General features: G+C 68.7%; 20 protein-coding genes and 2 riboswitches. Of the genes, 5 read left to right on the forward strand and 15 right to left on the reverse strand.

Annotation, left to right across the window (positions count from 1 at the left end; translation table 11 throughout):
* Nucleotides 1-8: 8 nt before the first annotated feature.
* From WDLP6_RS10635 to WDLP6_RS10670, 8 genes are all read right to left on the reverse strand, one after another.
* Nucleotides 9-1,310 carry an RNA polymerase sigma factor gene (locus WDLP6_RS10635; protein WP_232077023.1) on the reverse strand — a complete coding sequence of 434 codons (1,302 nt, stop codon included), beginning with the start codon at nucleotides 1,308-1,310 and terminating at the stop codon, nucleotides 9-11.
* 9 nt (nucleotides 1,311-1,319) lie between these two features.
* Nucleotides 1,320-1,727: a YciI family protein gene (locus tag WDLP6_RS10640; RefSeq protein ID WP_162566969.1), complete on the reverse strand. Its 408-nt coding sequence runs from the start codon at nucleotides 1,725-1,727 to the stop codon at nucleotides 1,320-1,322.
* 43 nt (nucleotides 1,728-1,770) lie between these two features.
* Nucleotides 1,771-2,208 (reverse strand): YciI family protein, encoded by a 438-nt coding sequence (locus WDLP6_RS10645; RefSeq protein WP_162566970.1) that lies wholly within the window; start codon nucleotides 2,206-2,208, stop codon nucleotides 1,771-1,773.
* Between the two features lie 144 nt (nucleotides 2,209-2,352).
* On the reverse strand, nucleotides 2,353-2,646 hold the full coding sequence (locus tag WDLP6_RS10650; RefSeq protein WP_162592306.1) for a DUF1330 domain-containing protein: 294 nt from the start codon (nucleotides 2,644-2,646) through the stop codon (nucleotides 2,353-2,355).
* A gap of 17 nt (nucleotides 2,647-2,663) precedes the next feature.
* Nucleotides 2,664-3,368 (reverse strand): ABC transporter ATP-binding protein, encoded by a 705-nt coding sequence (locus tag WDLP6_RS10655; RefSeq protein WP_162592307.1) that lies wholly within the window; start codon nucleotides 3,366-3,368, stop codon nucleotides 2,664-2,666.
* Nucleotides 3,355-5,208, reverse strand: coding sequence for a branched-chain amino acid ABC transporter ATP-binding protein/permease (locus tag WDLP6_RS10660; protein ID WP_162592308.1), 1,854 nt, complete (start codon nucleotides 5,206-5,208; stop codon nucleotides 3,355-3,357). Before WDLP6_RS10660 ends, WDLP6_RS10655 begins: the two co-directional genes overlap by 14 nt.
* Nucleotides 5,205-6,080 (reverse strand): branched-chain amino acid ABC transporter permease, encoded by an 876-nt coding sequence (locus tag WDLP6_RS10665; RefSeq protein ID WP_162566974.1) that lies wholly within the window; start codon nucleotides 6,078-6,080, stop codon nucleotides 5,205-5,207. Before WDLP6_RS10665 ends, WDLP6_RS10660 begins: the two co-directional genes overlap by 4 nt.
* A 41-nt stretch (nucleotides 6,081-6,121) precedes the next feature.
* The gene (locus WDLP6_RS10670) at nucleotides 6,122-7,465 is read right to left on the reverse strand and encodes a substrate-binding protein (RefSeq protein ID WP_162592309.1); all 1,344 of its coding nucleotides are present in this window, start codon (nucleotides 7,463-7,465) and stop codon (nucleotides 6,122-6,124) included.
* Between the two features lie 166 nt (nucleotides 7,466-7,631).
* On the opposite strand from WDLP6_RS10670, the gene WDLP6_RS10675 reads away from it, so the two are divergent.
* Nucleotides 7,632-8,096 carry a MarR family transcriptional regulator gene (locus WDLP6_RS10675; RefSeq protein ID WP_162592310.1) on the forward strand — a complete coding sequence of 155 codons (465 nt, stop codon included), beginning with the start codon at nucleotides 7,632-7,634 and terminating at the stop codon, nucleotides 8,094-8,096.
* Between the two features lie 38 nt (nucleotides 8,097-8,134).
* Nucleotides 8,135-8,983 carry an isocitrate lyase/PEP mutase family protein gene (locus tag WDLP6_RS10680; RefSeq protein ID WP_162592311.1) on the forward strand — a complete coding sequence of 283 codons (849 nt, stop codon included), beginning with the start codon at nucleotides 8,135-8,137 and terminating at the stop codon, nucleotides 8,981-8,983.
* 34 nt (nucleotides 8,984-9,017) lie between these two features.
* On the opposite strand, the gene gcvP is transcribed toward WDLP6_RS10680, so the two are convergent.
* The 5 genes from gcvP to WDLP6_RS10705 all read right to left on the reverse strand — a co-directional run bounded on the left by gcvP (nucleotide 9,018) and on the right by WDLP6_RS10705 (nucleotide 16,281).
* The gene (gene gcvP, locus WDLP6_RS10685; protein WP_162592312.1) at nucleotides 9,018-11,927 is read right to left on the reverse strand and encodes an aminomethyl-transferring glycine dehydrogenase; all 2,910 of its coding nucleotides are present in this window, start codon (nucleotides 11,925-11,927) and stop codon (nucleotides 9,018-9,020) included.
* Between the two features lie 37 nt (nucleotides 11,928-11,964).
* Nucleotides 11,965-12,339: a glycine cleavage system protein GcvH gene (gcvH, locus tag WDLP6_RS10690; protein ID WP_162566979.1), complete on the reverse strand. Its 375-nt coding sequence runs from the start codon at nucleotides 12,337-12,339 to the stop codon at nucleotides 11,965-11,967.
* A 55-nt stretch (nucleotides 12,340-12,394) separates the two neighbouring features.
* Complete coding sequence (gene gcvT / locus WDLP6_RS10695) at nucleotides 12,395-13,570, reverse strand: glycine cleavage system aminomethyltransferase GcvT (RefSeq protein WP_162592313.1); 1,176 nt, start codon at nucleotides 13,568-13,570, stop codon at nucleotides 12,395-12,397.
* 46 nt (nucleotides 13,571-13,616) lie between these two features.
* Nucleotides 13,617-13,729: riboswitch (glycine riboswitch) on the reverse strand.
* Between the two features lie 17 nt (nucleotides 13,730-13,746).
* A riboswitch (glycine riboswitch) is annotated at nucleotides 13,747-13,845 on the reverse strand.
* 38 nt (nucleotides 13,846-13,883) lie between these two features.
* The gene (locus WDLP6_RS10700) at nucleotides 13,884-14,381 is read right to left on the reverse strand and encodes a hypothetical protein (RefSeq protein WP_174259860.1); all 498 of its coding nucleotides are present in this window, start codon (nucleotides 14,379-14,381) and stop codon (nucleotides 13,884-13,886) included.
* Between the two features lie 205 nt (nucleotides 14,382-14,586).
* The gene (locus tag WDLP6_RS10705; protein WP_162592315.1) at nucleotides 14,587-16,281 is read right to left on the reverse strand and encodes an electron transfer flavoprotein-ubiquinone oxidoreductase; all 1,695 of its coding nucleotides are present in this window, start codon (nucleotides 16,279-16,281) and stop codon (nucleotides 14,587-14,589) included.
* A gap of 120 nt (nucleotides 16,282-16,401) precedes the next feature.
* Here WDLP6_RS10705 and WDLP6_RS10710 point away from each other — a divergent pair, with 120 nt between their 5' ends.
* The 3 genes from WDLP6_RS10710 to WDLP6_RS10720 all read left to right on the forward strand — a co-directional run bounded on the left by WDLP6_RS10710 (nucleotide 16,402) and on the right by WDLP6_RS10720 (nucleotide 18,502).
* Entirely contained in the window at nucleotides 16,402-17,184 is a 783-nt protein-coding gene (locus WDLP6_RS10710; protein WP_162566983.1) for an SDR family oxidoreductase, read from the forward strand.
* Nucleotides 17,185-17,261: 77 nt separating this feature from the next.
* Nucleotides 17,262-18,083, forward strand: a complete 822-nt coding sequence (locus tag WDLP6_RS10715) for a DMT family transporter (protein WP_162595050.1) — start codon at nucleotides 17,262-17,264, stop codon at nucleotides 18,081-18,083.
* Entirely contained in the window at nucleotides 18,080-18,502 is a 423-nt protein-coding gene (locus WDLP6_RS10720; RefSeq protein WP_162592316.1) for an acyl-CoA thioesterase, read from the forward strand. The genes WDLP6_RS10715 and WDLP6_RS10720 overlap by 4 nt, the downstream gene beginning before the upstream one ends.
* A gap of 5 nt (nucleotides 18,503-18,507) precedes the next feature.
* On the opposite strand, the gene WDLP6_RS10725 is transcribed toward WDLP6_RS10720, so the two are convergent.
* Both WDLP6_RS10725 and WDLP6_RS10730 read right to left on the reverse strand, forming a co-directional pair.
* Nucleotides 18,508-19,872, reverse strand: a complete 1,365-nt coding sequence (locus WDLP6_RS10725) for an ATP-binding protein (protein WP_162592317.1) — start codon at nucleotides 19,870-19,872, stop codon at nucleotides 18,508-18,510.
* Complete coding sequence (locus WDLP6_RS10730; protein WP_162566986.1) at nucleotides 19,869-20,543, reverse strand: winged helix-turn-helix domain-containing protein; 675 nt, start codon at nucleotides 20,541-20,543, stop codon at nucleotides 19,869-19,871. Before WDLP6_RS10730 ends, WDLP6_RS10725 begins: the two co-directional genes overlap by 4 nt.
* Nucleotides 20,544-20,655 lie beyond the last annotated feature (112 nt).

The following is a 20,655-nucleotide window of genomic DNA, read 5'->3' on the forward strand; positions in this document are numbered from 1 at the left end:
GCGGCCCTTCAGTCCTGCGCGTCGGCCGCGGCGCCGCCGGCGCAGGCCAGCGCGCGCATCAGCAGCAGCTTGCGCTCGCGCGCATTGCGCGTGAGCGAGGCCGCGCGCTGGAACTCTTCACCGGCCTCGGCGTGGCGGCCGAGCCTGGCGAGCAGATCGCCGCGCACGCTCGGCAGCAGGTGGTAGCCCTGGAGCTGCGGCTCGGACTGCAGCGCATCGACCCGTTCGAGACCGGCGGCCGGGCCGAAGGCCATCGACAGTGCGACGGCGCGGTTGAGCTCGACGATGGGCGAGGGCATGCGCTGGGCCAGCGCGTCGTAGAGCGCGGCGATGCGGTTCCAGTCGGTCTGTTCGGGCGTGCGGGCGCGCGCATGGCAGGCGGCGATCGCGCCCTGCAGCGCGTACGGCCCGAGCGCGCCGCCGAGCTTCTCGGCCCGCGCCAGCGCGGCGAATCCGCGGCGGATCAGCAGCTGGTCCCAGCGGCTGCGGTTCTGTTCGAGCAGGAGGATCGGCTCGCCGTCCGCATCGACGCGCGCCGATGCGCGCGAGGCCTGGATCTCCATCAGCCCGACCAGCCCATGGACCTCGGGCTCGTCCGGCACGAGCTCGGCCAGGATGCGCCCGAGGCGCAGCGCCTCGTCGCACAGCGCGGGCCGCATCCAGTCGTCGCCGGTGGTGGCCGAGTAGCCTTCGTTGAACACCAGGTAGACGACCTCCAGCACGGACGACAGGCGTGCCGCCAGTTCGTCGGCGCGCGGCGCCTCGAAGGGCACGCGCGCAGCGGCCAGCGTGCGCTTGGCGCGCACGATGCGCTGCGCGATGGTCGACTCCGGCACGAGGAAGGAGCGCGCGATCTCGTCGGTGCTCAGGCCGCCGAGCAGGCGCAGGGTCAGCGCCACGCGCGCCTCGGGCGACAGCACCGGATGGCAGGCGGTGAACACCAGGCGCAACAGGTCGTCGCCGACCTCGTCGTCGAGCGCGACATCGACCGCCTCGGCGAAGTCCGCCGCGGCCATCGCGTGCTGCGCATCGAGTTCGCGGCCGAGCTCCTCTTCCTTGCTCGCATGCAGCGTGCGCTTGCGCAGCAGGTCGATCGCGCGGTGCTTGGCGGTGGCCGTGAGCCAGGCCGCGGGATTGTCGGGAACACCGTCGCGCGGCCATTGCTCCAGCGCCGCGACCAGCGCGTCCTGCGCCAGTTCCTCGGCCGTGCCGACATCGCGCAGCATGCGCGCCAGCGCACCGATGATCCGGGCGGACTCGATGCGCCAGACGGCGTTGATGCTGCGGTGGATCTCGGCGTCGGTGGGCACGCGTTGGTCTCAGCGCTTCTTCAGGTCGTCGAAGCCCTCGGCGGCCTTCTGCACGTCGGGCGGGAAGTCGGAGAACTCCTGCACCTGGCGCACCTCGATGGTCTCGTTCTCCGAGCCGGGGCAGCGCGAGGCCCAGGCGATCGCCTCCGCCTTCGAGGCGACGTCGATCATCCAGTAGCCGCCGAGCACTTCCTTGGCCTCGGCGAAGGGGCCGTCGGTCACCTTCGGCTTGCCGCCGGAAAAGCTCACGCGCGCACCCATCGACGGCGGATGCAGGCCGTCGAGCGCGAGCAGCACGCCGGCCTGCTTGAGGGACTCGTTGTATTTCATCATCGCCTCGACGGCCTTGGCATCGGGCATGGTACCGGGCGTCGCGCTCTCGTAGCCCTTGGGGATCATCAGCATCATGAATCGCATGTCGGTCACTCCTTGCTCGGATTGAAGAGGCTATTGTTCCGTATCAACGGCGCTCGCCCGACGCTTTCGTGGCCGCCATCTGCGCGAGCTGCCGCTCTTCCTGTTCGCGCAACTCGGGCGTGAACTCGGCGCCGAAGTCCTCGGCCTCGAAGACCTGGCGCAGCTCGATCTCGGTGCCGCCGTCGAAGGGCGCGCGCCTGAGCCATTCGAGCGCTTCCTCCTTCGAGCGCACCTGCCACAGCCAGAAGCCGGCGATCAGCTCCTTGGTCTCGCTGAACGGGCCGTCGGTCACCGTGCGCTGCTTGCCGTCGAAGCGCATGCGCGCGCCCTTCGAGCTCGCATGCAGGCCTTCCATGCCGAGCACGATGCCGGCTTTGACCAGCTCCTCGTTGTACTTGCCCATCTCGGTCAGCATGTCCTGGCTGGGCATCACGCCGGCTTCCGAGTCCTTGTTGGCCTTGACGATCACCATGAATCGCATCGCATCGCTCCTTGAAACGCGAACCCGCCCTCCGGTCGGTGCGACCGGAAACGAGGCTGGGCTCTGAATGAACGTCGTGCGAGCGTCGGCGAGATCGACACGCCGCGACGCGCCGGTGTGTAAATATTTGTTTGCCCGCCGGCTTCAGGCCGCGCAGAGGATCAGGTCGACGTCCGCGGCCTGGTGGCGCAGCGGGATCAGCGCCTGGTAGGCCGGCGAGCGGAACCAGCCCTCGGCCGCCTCGACGCTCGGGAAGCGCAGCACCACGGTGTCGGTGTGGCCGTGCGCGCCGCCGAGCACCTCGCGGCATTGGCCGCGGAACACCAGCTCGGCCTGCCAGTCGGCCAGCGTGCCCGGCACGCTGGCCACGTACTGCGCCCACCTGGCGGCATCCTTGACGGTGATGTGTCCGATCACGCAGGCGGCGGTGGGCGTCATGGCGGGTGCTCCGGGCTTCAGGTTTTCACGCCCAGGTATTTTTCGACCAGATCGCGCTCGGTGCGCAGATGCTCGGGCGTGCCGTCGTAGACGATATGGCCATTGTTCACCACATAGCAGCGGTGCGCGAGCGACAGCGCCGCATGCACGTTCTGCTCGACGATGACGATGGTGTGGCCGCGTTCCGCAAGGCCCTTGCAGACCCGCATCAGGTCGCGCACGATCAGCGGCGCCAGGCCTTCGAAAGGCTCGTCCAGCAGGATGATGCGCGGGTCGCGGATCATCGCGCGCGCGATCGCCAGCATCTGCTGCTCGCCGCCCGACAACTGCTTGCCGCGGTTGCGCCGGCGCTCGTCCAGGCGCGGGAAGGTCTGGTAGACCGCATCGAAGGACAGCGGCTTGTCGGCCGTCATGGCGGCGAGCACGAGGTTCTCGTGCACCGTCAGGCTGCCGAAGATGCGGCGCTCCTCGGGCACCAGCTGGATGCCGGCGCGCGCCAGCTTGTAGGGCGCGGTGCCGGTCACGTCGCGGCCGTCGAGCCGGATGGTGCCGGACTTGGCCTGCACCACGCCCATCAGCGATTTCAGCGTCGTGCTCTTGCCCGCGCCGTTGCGCCCGAGCAGCGCGACGACCTCGTTGGCCTCCACCCGCATCGACACATCGAACAGGATGTGCGAGTCGCCGTAGAAGCTGTTGAGCTTGTCGATCTCAAGCAGACTCATGCTCTTCGAGCCCTCCGAGATAGGCGGTCTGCACGGCCGGATCGCGCTGGATCTCGGCGGGCGTGCCTTCCGCGAGCTTGCGGCCTTCGTACAGCACCGTGATGCGTTCGGCCAGTTCGAACAGCGCGTCCATGTCGTGCTCCACGATCACCATCGTGCGACCTTGGCGGATCGACTTGAGCAGCGCGACGATGTGCACGCGCTCTTCGGGTCCGAGGCCGGCGAGCGGTTCGTCGAACAGCAGCACGTTGGCGCCGGTGGCCAGCGCCAGCCCGATCTCGAGGCGCCGCTTCTCGCCATAGGACAGTTCGGACACGCGCGTCGCGGCCGAGCCCCCGAGGCCGACCAGGCCGATCGCCGCCTCGACCTGGTCGCCCAGGCCCTGCACCCTGAACAGCCGGCGCAGCATGTCGAGCCTGAAGCGCCCGCGTGCGCGGGCGAGCACCGCGATCACCATGTTCTCGCGCACGGTGAGCGTCTCGAACAGCTGGTTGATCTGGTAGCTCTTGCTCATGCCGCGCTGGCACACCGCGGTCACGCCGATGCCGGTGATCTCGGCGCCGCGCATGAACACCTGGCCGCGGGTCGGCTGTACCTCGCCGGCCAGCATCTTGAAGAAGGTCGACTTGCCGGCGCCGTTCGGCCCGATCACGCCGCGGATCTCGCCTTCGGCCAGCGTGAAGCTCACGTCGCTGACGGCCGTCAGGCCGCCATAGGCCTTGGTGACGCCGCGCGTCTCGAGCACCGGCGTGCCGGCGGCCGCCGCGGCCGGTGCCACGATGGCGAGCGAGGGCGCGTTCGAGGTCGCTGCGGCCTGCGCGGCCTCGGGCGCGAGCATGTTCTCGGCCGTGCCGGTGCGGCGCTTGAGCGCGGCCACGAGCACGCCGCCGACGCCATGGCGGAACAGCGTGATCAGCACCACGAAGACCACGCCCAGCACCAGCTTCCAGTAGGCGCCGATGCTCGGGATGTGCTGCAGGCCTTCGTACAGGTAGAGCCAGATGGTCGCGCCGAGCAGCGGGCCGAGCAGGGTGCCGGCACCGCCGATCACCGTCTGGATCACCAACTGCGCCGAGGTGTCCAGCATGAAGGCGTCGGGCGGCATGAAGCTCTGGAACACGCCGAGCAGGCCGCCGGCCACGCCGCCGTAGAGCGCCGCGATGACGAACACCGCGAGCTTGTAGTGCTGGATCGAGTGGCCGAGCGCGGTGGCGCGCAGCGGGTTGCCGCGGATCGCCGTCAGCACCGCGCCGAAGGGCGAGCGCACGATGCGGCGCGCGATGAGGTAGCCGACGAAGAAGAAGAGCGCGAGGAAGGTGTACATCGGCCAGCCGCTCGTGATGTTCAGCGTGAGCGAGCCGATCGCCACCGCCGGCGGCGGGATGCCGGCGACGCCGTTCTCACCGCCGGTCCAGGCGCGCAGCGGCCCGTTCTCGATGAAGAAGAACATCTCGGCGAAGGCCAGCGTGCTCATCGCGAAATAGATGCCGGTGCGGCGCAGGGTCAGGTAGCCGATGACCAGGCCCGCGATGCCGGCGGCGACGGTGCCGATCAGCAGCGCCACCAGCATGTTCGGCACGACGTTGTCGGTCAGCAGGTAGGCGGTCACGAAGCCGCCGACGCCGTAGAACGCGGCCTGCCCGAAGGACAGCAGCCCCGCGTAGCCGAACAGCAGGTCGAAGCCGATGCCGAACAGGCCCCAGATCAGGATGCGGCCCATCAGGTCGGCGCCGATGCCGAGATGGGGCAGGATGAAAGGCGCGATGACCAGCCCGATCGCCACTGCGATCTCCGGCCCGAGGCGGCTGCGCAGGGGCGGAGTCGGGATGCCGCGGCTCATTCGCGTCCCTCCTGCCCCATCAGACCTTGCGGCCGGAAGATCAGCACCAGCGCCATCACCGCGAACAGCATCACGTCGGAGTAGGCCGGATCGAACATCGAGGTCAGGCTCTGGATCTCGCCGGCGATGATGCCGCCGATGATCGCGCCAGGAAAGGAGCCGACGCCGCCGATCACGACCACCACGAAGGAATCGACCAGGATGCGCGCGCCCATGTCCGGCGACAGCGAGACGATCGGCGAGTTGATGACGCCGGCATAGCCCGCCGCCATCGCGCCGAGGCCGAACACCATCAGGAAGGAGCGCTGCACGTTGACGCCGAGCATGTTGACCATCAGCGCGTCCTCGATGCCGGCGCGCACGATCAGGCCGAGGCGGGTGCGGTACAGCACGATGTAGAGCGCCACCAGCGTCAGCGCCGAGATGCCGAGGATCTCCATGCGGTAGAGCGGATAGATCAGGAAGCCCATGTTGACGATGCCATGGCCCCAGGCCGGCTCGGGCATCGTGAGGCCGATGCCGCCGAAGATGGAGCGCACGATCTCCACCAGCACGATGCCGATGCCGAAGGTGACCAGCAGTTGGTCTTCCGGCGGCCGTCCGTAGAACAGGCGCACGATGCCGCGCTCGATGACGAGCCCCAGCACCAGCGTGACGGCCGAGCCGACCACGATCGCGAGGATGAACGAGCCGGTGGCGTTGAAGGTCATCAGCCCTGCGTAGGCGCCCACCACGAAGATGGCACCGTGGGCGAAGTTGATGACGCCCAGGGTGCCATAGATGATGGTCAGCCCGGTGCTGATCAATGCCAGCAGCAGGCCCGCAGCCAGGCCATTGAACAGCTGCGACAGGACAAGCGGCATGCTGGGCATCCAGCACTCCCTTCAGGAACGGACGGTTGCGGGAGGGCGGATCAGGTGTACGAACCGAGCTTGCAGCCGAGCAATCCCACCGGCGCAACCACATCGGCGCCGTTGACCACGGTGACGATGTCGAAGAAGTCGCTCTTGGCCTTCATGTCGGCCGGCTTCTTGCCGCGCACGATCGGGAAGTTGACGACGCCCTGGTGGTCCTCGCCGCGGAACCAGACCTCGCCGACCGGGCCCTGGCGCTTGACGCCCTTCTCGTAGGCCTTGATCACCTCGGGCGCATAGAAGGTCTTGGCGCGCTCGACGGCGTCGGCCCACAGCACGGTGTTGAGGTAGGCGATGTAGGCCGAGTCGTGCGGCTTGTCCTTGTACTTGGCCTCGAAGGCCGAGACGAAGTCCTTCGCGATCGGGTACTTGTCCTGCAGCGTCCACCAGAAGCCCATGCAGCCGTAGACACCCTGCATGATGTCGGCGCCGAGCTCCTCGCCGAGGAAGGGCGCCATGTACGGAATGACCAGCTTCATCTTGTCGAGGATGCCGAACTGCTTGGCCTGCTTGATGGAGTTGACCGCGTCGAGGCCGTAGTCGATCACGACCAGCGTGTCGGCGCCGCTGTTGGCGATGTTGATGAGGTAGGAGCTGTAGTCCTTGGCGCCCAGCGGATGGACCTGCTGGCCGACCTCTTTCCAGCCTTCCTTGGCGGTGAACTCGACCATCGAGTCGTGCGTGGTGTGGCCGTAGGTGTAGTCGGGCACGAGGTACACCGCCTTGCGGTTCTTGCCGAGCGACTGGCCGAGCACCGGCGAGATCGCCTTGGCCGCGGAGTAGGCGTAATGGCAGAGGCGAAAGCCGTAGCGCTGGCAGTCGACGCCGGTGGTTTCGTTGGAGCCGCTGATGGCCGCGAGGTAGATGGTCTTCTCGCGGTCGCACACCTTCTGCAATGCGATGGCGACGGCGCTGCTGACGCTGCCGCTGATCATCATCGCCTTGTTCTCGTGGATGAAGCGGGTGGCCGCCTGCACCGCGGTGTTGGGCTTGGTCTCGGCATCGGCCACGCCGAGCACGATCTTCTTGCCGAGCACGCCCTTCTTGGTGAGCGGGGAGATCTTGAGCACGTTCGGATGGCCGGCGTTGAGCTGTTCTGCCGCGAGCTCGTAGCCGCGCCGCTCGTCCGCGCCCTCGGCCGAATACGGGCCGGTGAGGTCGACCGGCAGGCCGACAAACACGCTGTCGCCGGCGACGCCTGCGGGGTAGTTGGCCAGTGCCGGATAGTCGTCGGCCATCGCCATGCCGGGAAGCAGCGCACCGGCTGCCGCCGCGGCCCCTGCCTTCAGGATCCCCCTTCGGTGGATACTGCTGGCGCCGTTTACATCTTCGGACTCGCTCATGAGGACTCTCCTTGTAGACAGTGGCTGAGGCTCGATATATCGTGCTACGACATCTTATTTAATTTACATCGTGTCACGATACAACGTCAATGGACTCGCCTTGAGTGAAAACACCTAATGAGCGAACGAATTTGCATGCGCAGGAACCTGATCGAACCGACAGGAGGTGATTCAAGTGCTTGAAGCGGAGTTGCGCCGGCTGGCCGCTTTCCGGGTGGCGTTGCGGCAGTTCGAGTTTTTCAGCGAGCAGGTGTCGGGCAAGCTCGGCCTGACCTCGCAGCAATACCAGGCGCTGCTCGTCACCCTGGGCGACGAGGGCGCCGTGCCGTTCACGCTGAAGGTGCTCGCGCAGAAGCTGAACATCAAGCACAACAGCGCCGTCGGCCTGGTCGATCGCATCGAGCAGCTGGGCCTGGTCGTGCGACGCTCGTGCGAAGACGATCGCCGCAGCGTGCGGGTGGAGCTCACCGCGCGCGGCAAGATGGTGCTCAATCAGCTGGCGATCCAGCATCGCCGCGAGCTGCATCGGGTCGCGCCGGAGTTCGGGCGCTATTTCCGCCATTTCGCGCGCACCGTGGACGAGACAGAATGGCGCGAGCCGCCACGCCGCGGCCGCAAGCCGGCCGCCTAGCGGCAGGCGCATCCGCAATCTTTTTTCCAGGAGCCACCATGGCCGAAACCAGACCCGGCGTCGCCGACAAGCGGCGCACCTTCCGGCAGCTGCACGACAGCGGCTGCTTCGTCATCCCCAACCCCTGGGACATCGGCAGCGCGCGCTTCCTGCAGGGCATGGGCTTCAAGGCGCTGGCGACCACCAGCTCGGGCTTCGGCTGGTCGCAGGGGCGCGCCGATGGCGCGGCGCCGCGGGACATGGTGCTCGAGCACCTGCGCACGCTCGTCGCCGCGACCGATCTGCCGATGAACGCCGATTTCGAGAGCGGCTTCGCGCACGATCCGGCCGGCGTCGCGCAGAGCGTGCGGCTGGCGGTGGAGACCGGCGTGGCCGGCCTGTCGATCGAGGACGCGACGGGCGACGCGGCCGCGCCGCTCTACACCATCGACGAGGCCGTCGCACGGATTCGCGCGGCGCGCGGCGCCATCGACAAGGCCGGCGGCGACACGCTGCTGGTCGGGCGCGCCGAGGGCTTCCTGCATGGCCGGCCGGACCTCGACGAAGCGATCGCGCGGCTGCAGGCCTATGCGCAGGCCGGCGCCGACTGCCTCTATGCGCCGGGCATCCGCACGCGAGAGCAGATCACCGCCGTCGTCGCCGCGGTCGCGCCCAAGCCCTTCAACCTGCTGGTCGGCTGGAGCAGCGAACTGACGATGAAGGACATCGCCGAGATGGGCGTGCGGCGTGTGAGTGTCGGCGGCGCGCTGGCGCGCGCGGCCTGGGGCGGGTTCATTCGCGCGGCCCGGCTCATCGCCGACGAAGGCCGCTTCGACGGTTTTGCCGATGCCGCGCCCGGCGGAGAACTCAACGCTTTCTTCCGCGACGATCTGGCCCGGCGCGAATAGCGCGCCGAAGCGCGGTTCGCCGCGCGGCCCGGCTTCAGTTCGTCGGGTAGGCGCCGATCGGCACGCAGCTGCAGAACAGGTTGCGGTCGCCGTAGACGTTGTCGACACGGCCGATCGGCGGCCAGTACTTGCCTGCCTTGAGGCTGGCCAGCGGAAAGGCGCCGAGCTCGCGTGAGTAGGGCCGCGTCCATTCGCTGCCCAACAGGCTGGCCGCGGTGTGCGGCGCGTGCTTGAGCGGGTTGTCGTCCTTCGGCCAGACGCCTTCCTCGATGCGGCGAATCTCGCCGCGGATCGCGATCATCGCGTCGATGAAGCGGTCGAGTTCAGCCAGCGGCTCGCTCTCGGTCGGCTCGACCATCAGCGTGCCCGGCACCGGGAAGCTCAGCGTCGGCGCATGGAAGCCGTAGTCGATCAGCCGCTTGGCCACGTCCTCGGCCGTCACGCCGCTGGTGTCCTTGAGCGAGCGCAGGTCGAGGATGCATTCGTGCGCCACGTGGCCGTTGGGGCTCGCATAGAGCGTGGGGTAGTGCTCCTTGAGGCGCGCGCTGATGTAGTTGGCGCTCAGGATCGCGGTCTCGGTTGCGGCCTGCAGGCCGCTCGCGCCCATCATGCGGCAGTACATCCAGCTGATCGGAAGGACGGCCGCATTGCCGAGCGGCGCAGCCGATACGGCCCCTACGCCGTGCGACGAGATGCCGCCGGTCGCATGCCCGGGCAGATAGGGCACGAGGTCTTCGACCACGCACACCGGGCCCACGCCCGGCCCGCCGCCGCCGTGCGGAATGCAGAAGGTCTTGTGCAGGTTCAGGTGGCTCACGTCGCCGCCGAACTCGCCCGGTGCGGCCACGCCGACCAGCGCGTTCATGTTGGCGCCGTCCACGTAGACGCGGCCGCCGTGCGCATGCACGAGCTCGCAGAGCTCCTTCACGCGCGTCTCGAACACGCCGTGCGTGCTGGGGTAGGTGATCATCACCGCGGCCAGTCTGGCGGCGTGCTTCTCGCAGGCGCGCTGCAGGTCGTCCATGTCGACGTTGCCCTGCGCGTCGCAGGCGGTCACGATCACCTGCATGCCGGCCATCTGCGCGCTGGCCGGGTTGGTGCCGTGGGCGGAGGAGGGGATCAGGCAGATGTCGCGATGGCTGTCCCCCTGCGCCGCATGGAAGGCCTTGATCGCCAGCAGGCCGGCGTATTCGCCCTGCGAGCCGGCGTTGGGCTGCAGGCTGATGCCCGCGTAGCCGGTCGCCTCGCAGAGCCAGGCGCGCAGTTGGGCGTCGAGCTGCGCATAGCCCTGCAATTGCTCGGCCGGCGCGAAGGGATGGATGTTGGCGAACTCGGGCCAGGTGATCGGGATCATCTCGCTGGTCGCGTTGAGCTTCATCGTGCAGCTGCCGAGCGGGATCATGCTGCGGTCGAGCGCGAGATCCTTGTCGCTCAGGCTGCGGATGTAGCGCAGCATCGCGGTCTCGCTCTTGTGGGTGTTGAACACCGGATGCACGAGGAAGGCGCTGGTGCGGCGCAGGTCCTCGGGAATGCGCGAGACGACCGAGCCCGCGAGTTCGTCGAAGCGCGGCATCGGCGTGCCCGTCGGCACGAAGAGCGCCCACAGCGTCTCGATGTCGGCGCGCGTGGTGGTCTCGTCGAGCGAGATGCCCAGGTGATGCTGCAGCCCCTGACGCAGGTTGATGCTGGCGGCGTGCGCGCGCTCCAGGATCTTCGGCGCGTCGTCGCCGATCTTGACGGTGAGGGTGTCGAAGGCGCTGCCGTTGACCAGTTCACGGCCCATCTGCTCGAGGCCGGTCGCCAGCACGGCGGTGAGCGCGGCCACGCGTTGCGCGATGCGGCGCAGCCCATCGGGCCCGTGGTAGGCCGCATACATGCTGGCCACCACCGCGGGCAGCACCTGTGCCGTGCAGATGTTGGAGGTGGCCTTCTCGCGCCGGATGTGCTGCTCGCGCGTCTGCAGCGCGAGCCGGTAGGCGGGCTGGCCGTGCGTATCGACGCTCACGCCCACCAGGCGGCCGGGCAGCGAGCGCTTGAACGCGTCGCGGCAGGCCAGGTAGGCCGCATGCGGGCCGCCGTTGCACATCGGCATGCCGAAGCGCTGCGTGGTGCCGCAGACGATGTCGGCATCCCATTCGCCGGGCGGCGCCAGCAGCGTGAGCGCCAGCAGGTCGGCCGCAACGCAGAAGGCGGCCTCGCACTGGTGCGCATGGCCGGCCAGCGGACGCAGGTCATGCACCTGGCCGGTGGTGGCGGGGTACTGCGCCAGCACGCCGAAGAAGGCGCCGCTGGCCATCAGGTGCGGCAGGGTTTCCGACACCGTGCTGACCCGGACCTCGATGCCGAGCGGCACGGCGCGCGTGCGGATCACCTCGATGGTCTGCGGGTGGCAGTCGCCCGACACCAGGAACACGTTGCTCTTGCTCTTGACGCTGCGCCGCGCCAGCGTCATCGCCTCGGCCGCCGCGGTGGCCTCGTCGAGCATCGAGGCGTTGGCGATCGCCATGCCCGTGAGGTCGCAGACCATGGTCTGGAAGTTGAGCAGCGCCTCCATGCGGCCCTGCGAGATCTCGGCCTGGTAGGGCGTGTAGGCGGTGTACCAGGCGGGGTTTTCCAGCACGTTGCGCAGGATCACGCCGGGCGTGTGGGTGCCGTAGTAGCCCTGGCCGATGAAGCTGCGCGCCACCTTGTTCTTGACCGCGATGGCCTTGAGCTCGGCCAGCGCGTCGGCCTCCGTCGCCGGCGCCGGCAGACGCATCGGTGCGCGGCGGCGGATGGCCGGCGGCACGATGCCGTCGATCAGTTCGGCGCGCGACTTCGAGCCGATGGCGGACAGCATGGGTGCCTCGTCGGCGGCTTCGATGCCGATGTGGCGGGCAATGAATTCCTCGGCGTTCTCGAGATAGCGCAGCGAGGGTAAGGAGGTCTGGACGGGCGTCGGCATGGAGGGCAGTCGTGCGGTCGGGCAGGGAGGGGGCGAATCAGGCTTCGTCGGCGAATTTCTGATAGGCCGTGGCGTCGAGCAGCGCGTCGAGCTGCGCCGGCTCGCCGAGGCGCACCTTGAAGAACCAGCCGGCACCGGTCGGGTCGCTGTTGGCCAGCGAAGGGTCGGCGCGCAGCGCTTCGTTGACTTCGGTGATCTCGCCCGACACGGGCATGAACACGTCGGCCGCGGCCTTGACCGACTCGACCACGCCGGCGATCTCGCCCTGCGCGAAGGTCTTGCCGATCGGGGGCAGGTCGACGAAGACCACGTCGCCGAGCGCATCCTGCGCATGCAGCGTGATGCCGACCGTGGCGGTGTTGCCGTCCCCGGGCTGGACCCATTCGTGGTCCTTGGTGTACTTGATGGTCATGAAGGAATCTCCTGGAAAAAATGGGCCGCTTGAATGGAAGGAATCGGGTCGAGGCTCAGCCTCTGAAGTAGTGGGCGGGCACGAAGGGCATGGTGCTGACTTCCATCGGCACCGCCTTGCCGCGCACCATGGCCTGGATGCGCGTGCCGGGTTCGGCGTAGGCGAGCGCCACATAGGCCATCGCGACCGGCCGGTCGACCGTGGGGCCGAGCAGGCCGCTGGTCACGTGGCCGATCGGCTGGCCTTCGAAGGATTCGAGCAGCGTGCCGTCGCGCACCGGCACGCGTTCCAGCGCCACCAGGCCGACGCGCTTGCGCTTGAGCGTGTGGTGGTCGAGGTGGCCGGCCGTGCCGCTGGCGGCGACGAGTTGCGCCAGCACCTTCGCGGCGCCGGGAAAGCCGCCCTCGCGCGCGCCGCCGGCGCGGCGCACCTTCTGCATCGCCCACCCGAGCGAGGCCTCGACCGGCGTGGTCGTCTCGTCGATGTCGTTGCCGTAGAGGCACAGCCCCGCTTCGAGCCGCAGCGAATTGCGTGCGCCCAGGCCGACGGGCTTGACCTCGGCCTGCGCGAGCAGCAGGCGGGCCAGCGCCTCGGCGTCCTGCGCGGCGACCGAGATCTCGAAGCCGTCCTCGCCGGTGTAGCCGCTGCGCGTGACGAAGGCGGCGATGCCGCCGATCTGCACCGCACCGCCGGTCATGAAGACGAAGCGCTCGATCCCTGGCGACAGCCGCGCCAGCGTCGCCGCAGCCTGTGGCCCCTGCAGCGCCAGCAGGGCGTGGTCGGGCAGGGGCTGCACCTGGCAGCGTGCGCCGATCTTCACGGTGATGTGGGCGATGTCGGCCTTCTTGCAGGCGCCGTTGACGATCACGAAGAGCGAATCCTTGCCTTCGTTGAAGAACATCAGGTCGTCGAGGATGCCGCCGTCGTCGTTCAGCAGCAGGCCGTAGCGCTGCCGGCCGGCCGCCAGCCCGACGACGTCGACCGGCATCAGGGTTTCGAACGCGGCCGCGGCGTCGGGACCGACCAGCCGGAGCTGGCCCATGTGCGAGATGTCGAACAGGCCGGCGGCACTGCGCGTGTGCTTGTGCTCGGCCATCAGGCCGGCCGGGTACTGCACGGGCATCGAATAGCCGGCGAAGGGCACCATGCGTGCGCCGAGTTCCACGTGCAGGTCGTACAGCGGTGTCTTCTGAAGATCGTCACCGGATGCGGATGCGGATGAGGAGGCCAAGGCACTCTCCAAAAGGGGCAGTCTCGTTCCATGGCGCGAGCCATGGGCCACCCCTGCTGTCCGCTTTACCTGAGAGATTCGCCCCACGATCGGGGTTTGCTCCTTCGGTGGACGGCCCTGCGCTTGCGCGGCGGGCCGGCTCTCTCCAGCAAGGAAACGCGCGAAAAAGATCGGCGCTTCGTCAGTCCTTTTGCCTGAGCGTTCGGGCCCGTGGATCGGTGGGACCTGCGCCTTCGGCGGCTCCGCGGGGCGGGGCTCTCTCCTGACCCTGGTGAGTGTAAGGGATCGGTGGCGCCCGGCGCCGCCGATCGGTTCAATGCAGGGGCAGGGCGGGCAGCAGCTTGTCGATGCGCTCGCGGATCGATTCGGCGCGCTCGGCGCCGGCGGCCTGCTCGATCGCCTCGAGCATGGCGTTGGCCGTCGCCAGCATCGATTCGCGGTCGCGCGCTGCGCGCAAGGCCTCACGGAAGCGTTCGGCCAGCGGCGGGTCGCGCCGCACGAACATGCGCTCGCAGAGGTCGAACAGGAACATCCGCGTGGTGGCGAGCGACCGCTTGCCGTCGAAGACATCGGCGGCGACGGCCACGGCGGGTTCGGGCTGCGGGGCCGGCTGGCGGTGCTGCAGATAGCCGGTGTCCATCAACTGGGCCGCGACGCGGCTGGCCTGCTCGCGGCCGCCGAAGAGCTCGCCGAAGTCGGTCACCGAGCGATGGCCGTTGGCCATCAGCAGCAGGGCGCGCTCACGCTGGCCGAGGGTCCGGCGGCCGGGCTGGAGTTCTTGATGGGCCTTGTCGGTCTTGATGAGGAACATGGGATGCTGGCTTGCGGGCGAGCCTTGCAGCATCGGGGGTGGGTGTGACGGCTTTGTGAATGGGTGATTCGAAGGGTGCGATTTCTGTTGAGGCTGTCGGCCGGGGCGAATTCCCGGCTCCGGCCTCACGTCACGCGCAACGCACAGTTCAAAGGCCCGGTGCCCCCACCCCAACCCTCCCCCAGAGGAGGAGGGAGAAAGCCCGTCACATGCCGACGTAGTTCGGCCCGCCGCCGCCCTCGGGCGTCACCCACACGATGTTCTGCGTCGGATCCTTGATGTCGCAGGTCTTGCAATGCACGCAGTTCTGCGCATTGATCTGCAGGCGCTCCTTGCCGCCCTCATCCGGCACGAACTCGTACACGCCGGCGGGACAGTAGCGGCTCTCGGGGCCGGCGTAGTCGGGCAGGTTGATCCGGGTCGGCACCGTCGCGTCCTTGAGCGTCAGGTGCGCGGGCTGGTTCTCTTCGTGGTTGGTGTTGCTCACGAAGACCGACGACAGCCGGTCGAAGGTGAGCTTGTTGTCCGGTTTCGGGTAGGCGATCTTCTTGCTGGCCGATGCCCGCTTGAGGCGCTGGTGATCGGCCTCGGTGCGGTGAATCGTCCATGGGATGTGGCCGCGCAGCACGAACTGCTCGATGCCGGTCATCACCGTGCCGACCGCCAGGCCCTTCTTGAACCACTGCTTGAAGTTGCGTGCCTTGTTGAGTTCGGTGCGCAGCCAGCTCTTCTCGAAGGCCGCGGGGTAGGCCGTGAGTTCGTCGTGCTGCCGGCCGGCCATCACGGCCTCGTAGGCCGCGTCGGCCACCAGCATGCCGGTCTTGATGGCGGCATGGCTGCCCTTGATGCGGCTCGCGTTCAGGTAGCCGGCCTCGCAGCCGACCAGCGCGCCGCCGGGGAACACCGTCTTGGGCAGCGAGAGCAGGCCGCCGGCGGTGATCGCGCGTGCGCCGTAGCTCAGGCGCTTGGGCGCCTTGAGGCCCTTGTCCTGGCCTTCGAAATACCAGCGGATGTTGGGATGCGTCTTGAAGCGCTGGAACTCCTCGAAGGGGCTCATGTAGGGGTTCTGGTAGTCGAGCCCGACCACGTAGCCGATGATCAGCTGGTTGTTCTCGGCGTGGTAGACGAAGGAGCCGCCATAGGTGTCCGACGGCAGCGGCCAGCCTGCGGTGTGGATGGCCAGGCCCGGCTCGTGGCGCGCGGGATCGATCTCCCACAGTTCCTTGATGCCGATGCCGTAGGCCTGCGGATCCTTGCCCTCGTCCAGCTTGTACTTCGCGATCAGCTGGCGCCCGAGATGGCCGCGCGCGCCCTCGGCGAACACGGTGTACTTGGCGTGCAGCTCCATGCCGAGCTGGAAGTTGTCGGTCGGCTCGCCGTCCTTGCCGATGCCCAGATTGCCGGTGGCGACGCCGCGCACCTTGCCGTCGTCGGTGTAGAGCACCTCGGCCGCCGGAAAGCCCGGGAAGATCTCGACGCCGAGCGCCTCGGCCTGCTGCGCCAGCCAGCGCACCACATTGCCGAGGCTGACGATGTAGTTGCCTTCGTTGTGGAAGTTGTGCGGCAGCATGAAGTTGGGCGTGCGCGTCGCGCCCTTCTCGCTGAGCATGAGGAAGGTGTCCCGGGTGACGGGCTGGTTGAGCGGCGCGCCGAGTTCTTCCCAGTCGGGCAGCAGTTCGAACAGCGCGCGCGGATCCATGATGGCGCCGGAGAGGATGTGCGCGCCGGGCTCCGAGCCCTTCTCGAGCACGACGACCGAGATCTCCTTGCCGTGGGATGCGGCCAGTTGCTTCAGGTGGATCGCGGTCGAGAGGCCGGCGGGGCCGGCACCGACCACGACCACGTCGTATTCCATGGCTTCCCTCGGGCCGAACTTGGCAAGTATTTCGTCGTGCGTCATCTGGGTCTCGTCGATAATGTTTTTGGGGGTGCGAGGCACCGCGTCGGGCCGAATCATTTTATGCGGCGCTCGCGCGTGTTCCGGGCCGCCCCGCCGGCGACTCCAGCAGGGACATCTTTCATGGCTTACAGCATCGATCTTTCCGGCCGCGTGGCCTTCATCACCGGCGCGTCGAGCGGTCTCGGCGCGCAGTTCGCCAAGACGCTGGCGCGCGCCGGCGCGGCGGTGGTGCTGGCCAGCCGCCGCATCGAGAAACTCAAGGAGCTGCGCGCCCGCATCGAGGGCGAGGGCGGCGACGCGCACGTGGTCGAGCTCGACGTGACGGACCAGGGCAGCATCAAGGCCGCCGTCGCGCGCGCCGAAACCGAGGTCGGCCCGATCGACATCCTGATCAACAACTCGGGCGTGAGCACCACGCAGCGCCTGCAGGACGTGACGCCCGACGACTACGACTTCATCTTCGACGCCAACGTCAAGGGCTCCTTCTTCGTGGCGCAGGAGATCGGCAAGCGCATGCTCGCGCGCGCCAAGGGCGCGGCGCCCGGCACCTACATCGGTGGGCGCATCATCAACATCGCCTCGGTGGCAGCGCTCAAGGTGATGCCGCAGATCGGCGTCTACTGCATGAGCAAGGCCGCGGTCGTGCAGATGACGAAGGCGATGGCGCTCGAGTGGGGCCGCTTCGGCATCAACGTGAACGCGCTGTGCCCGGGCTACATCGCGACCGAGATCAACGAGGAGCACTGGGTCACCGACGGTGGCGTCAAGCTCGTCAACATGCTGCCGCGCAAGCGCGTGGGCAAACCGGATGATCTCGATGGGCTGATCGTGCTCCTGGCCAGCGCGCAAAGTCATTTCGTCAACGGCGCGGTGATCGCGGCCGACGACGGCTTCGCCCTTTGACGCCACGCGCGGCCGGCGGCATCGCGGCCGGCCTGGCTGCGGGCGCGCTGTGGGGCCTGGTGTTCGTGGCACCGCGCATGGTGGGCAACTTCGGCATGGTGGACATCACGGCCGCGCGCTTCGTGGTCTTCGGCGCGGCCGCGGCGCTCGCGCTCGGATCGCGGCCGGCCGGCGTGCGCTGGCCGCGCGTGCGGCAGGGTGTCGCGGCGCTCGGGCTCAGCGTGCTGGGCTTCACGGGCTATTACCTGCTGCTGGCCTTCTCGATCGCGGCCGCAGGCACGGCGGTGCCGAGCCTGATCATCGGCACGATCCCCGTCTGGATGATGCTGCTCGGGCGACCCGCCGGCCTGCGCATGCAGGCCTTGCTGCCGGGGCTGCTGCTCACGGCCGCAGGCATCGCGCTGATGGTCGCCGGTGCGTGGCCAGGAGAGAGCGCCGGCGGCATTCACTTCACGTGGGGCCTGGGACTGGCGCTGCTCGCGATGGCGAGCTGGACCGCCTTCGGCCTGCTCAACGCCGCCTGGCTGCAGCGCCATCCCGACGTCCACGCCGCCGACTGGGCCAACTGGCTCGGCATCGCGACCGGGCTCGGCGCGCTGCTGTTGTGGCTGGCGGCCGGATCGGACATCGGCACCCTGCGGGCGCAGCCCGACGTCGCGCTGTTCACCGTGATCGCACTGGCCGGCGGCATCGGTTCGACCTGGCTTGCGACCGTGCTGTGGAACGTCGCGAGCCAGCGGCTTTCCGCCAGCCTGTGCGGGCAGCTGATCGTGAGCGAGACGCTGTTCGCCTTGCTCTATTCCTTCCTGTGGGACGGGCGCTGGCCGCGTGCGGGCGAGATGGCCGCCGCGCTGCTGTTCGTCCTTGGCATCCTCGCATCCATCCGAGCACACCGATGAGAATCCTGGTCCCCGAAAAGAAGAAGCTGATCTACGAGATGTCCATTCCCATCCGCTGGGGCGACATGGACGCGATGGGCCATCTCAACAACGCCAGCTATTTCCGCTACCTCGAGACGGCGCGCATCGACTGGATGCAATCGATCGGCTTCGCGCCCGACCCCGGCGGCGAGGGCATGGTGATCATCAATGCCTTCTGCAACTTCTATCAGCAGATCGAATACCCGGGCACGGTGCTGCTGCGCATGTACGCGAGCGACCCGGCCCGCACCACCTTCGAGACCTGGGGCACGCTGGCGCGTGACGACGCGCCCGACGTGATCTGCGCGGAAGGCGGCGCGACCACCATCTGGCTGGACTTTCCGAAGAAGAAGGCGATGCCGCTGCCCGACTGGCTGCGCGCGATGGTCACGCCCTGAGCTTGTCAGGCGCGGGCCAGCACGATGCGGGCTTCGAAACCGCTGGTCGCGCCGGGCGGCGGTGACGACAGCACGAGCTGCGCGCCGTGCTTCTCGACGATGGTCGCGACGATCGACAGGCCGAGTCCGTAGCCGGTGCGGTCGGATCCGTGGCGCGCATGGCGTTGCCTGAGCGTGCCCAGCCGTTGCGCGTCGACGCCGGGGCCGAAGTCGCGCACCGCGAGCGTGCAGGGCGCCATCACCTCGATCACCACGCGGCTGCCGCCGCTGTAGCGCAGGGCGTTCTCGACCAGGTTGCGCAGCGCGATGGCGAGCGCGTCGACGTCGCCGAGCGCGATCGGCGCCTCGGTGTCCGGCACCTTCAACGCGAGCTGCGCACGCGTGCGGGCATGCTGCCAGAACTCCTGCGCCACGGTGCCTGCGAGCTGGACCAGGTCGATCCTCGCGCGCGCGAGCGAGGCGCCGGACTCGGCCCGCGACAGCTGGAGCAGCTTCTCGCTGCGGTGGCTCAGCATCTGCAGCGCGTCGAGCGCGGCCTGGACGTCCTCGCGACGCAGCTCGTGCTCGAACGCGGTCTCGAGCCGCAGGCGCGCGGCGGCCAGCGGCGTGCGCAGTTCGTGCGCGGCATTGGCCGCCAGTGCGCGTTCGACGTCGAGCGCCTGCGACAGGCGTTCGAGCAGCCGGTTGACGTGATCGCCGACCGTGCGCAGTTCGCGCGGCAGTCCCGGCAGCCCGATCGGCCGCAGGTCGGTGCCGCTGCGCTTCTCGATCTCCTCGGCCAGCCGCTGCAGCACGCGCAGTTCGGTGCGCGCCACGTTGCGCAGCACGAGCGCGAGCAGCGGCAGCACGGCACCGAGCGGGATGATGAGCCCGAGCAGCGTGCGGTTGAGGGCGCGGCGCCGATCGCGCAGCGGATCGGCGACCTGCAGGAAGAGGTCGAGCGTGGGATGGCGCACCGTGTAGATGCGCCAGGGCGCGGCGTTGGCGAAACCCGGCGCCAGCGGCACGTCGAAGGCTTCCTGCGGCGCCTCGGTGGAGCGCAGCAGCACGCGCTCGTGCGTGTCGACCACCTGGTACATCACCGCGGCATCCGAGAACAGCTGCGGCGGCGCGATCAGCGTGCCGTGGGTCGTGCCCTGCTCGCGCTGGAGCGTGTGGAGTTCCTGCACCGCCATCTCGAACATGCGATGCGAGACTTCCACCAGCTCGTTGTCGAAGTTGTGGTTGATCTCGCGGTCCACGTACCAGACCACGCCGAGCACGCACAGCATCCAGACGCCGCCGACCCAGACGATCAGCGTGCGCGTCAGGCGGCCCGCGAGCGAATCGCGCCGGTCGGGGTCGGCGCCGGCCGGCTGCAGCCGCTTCATTCGTCCTCGTCCGGGGAGAAGGACAGCCGATAGCCGAGGCCGCGCAGGGTCTGGATGTGGCTGCGCCCGAGCTTGCGCCGCAGTCGGCTGACGAACACCTCGAGCGTGTTGCTGTCGGCCTCGTCGCCGAAACCGTAAAGCGCGTCGGCCAGGTTGTCGCGCGTGTGGATGCGCTCCGGGCGCGTGGCCATCACGCGCAGCAGCGCCCATTCCTTCTGGGTCAGCGTGACCGGCACGCCATCCTTGCGCACCAGGTCGCGCGCCAGGTCGATCTCCAGGGTGCCCAGCTGCAGCACGGGCGAATGGCTGGCGCTGCGGCGGCGCTCGACCGCCCGCAGCCGCGCCAGCAGCTCGGCCGGGTCGTAGGGCTTGATGAGGTAGTCGTCGGCGCCGGCATCGAGTCCGCGGATGCGGTCGGTGACCTGGTCGCGCGCCGTCAGCACGATCACGATCGGGCGGTCGCGCAGGACTCGCACGTGCGGCAGCAGCGACAGGCCGTCGCCGTCGCCCAGGTGCAGGTCGAGCAGCACCGCCGCGTATTGCACGGCCACCAGCGCGGCACGGGCCTGCGCCAGGCCGGGGGCGACGTCGACGACGAAGGCCTTGGCCACGAGATAGCTGCACACGGCATCCGCCAACGCGGTATCGTCTTCGACCAGCAGTATGCGCACGTCGCCATCCTTTCAAAGACAGCAAGTCTAGTGCGGCTTCAGACTTCGTTAAGAATGCGGACGTAGCCTCCGGCCGCTATTCCCTCGGTCCGCCTCGGCCGTTACTCCAACC

The sequence above is a fragment of the Variovorax sp. PBL-E5 genome, assembly GCF_901827185.1.
Classification (GTDB): Bacteria; Pseudomonadota; Gammaproteobacteria; order Burkholderiales; family Burkholderiaceae_C; genus Variovorax.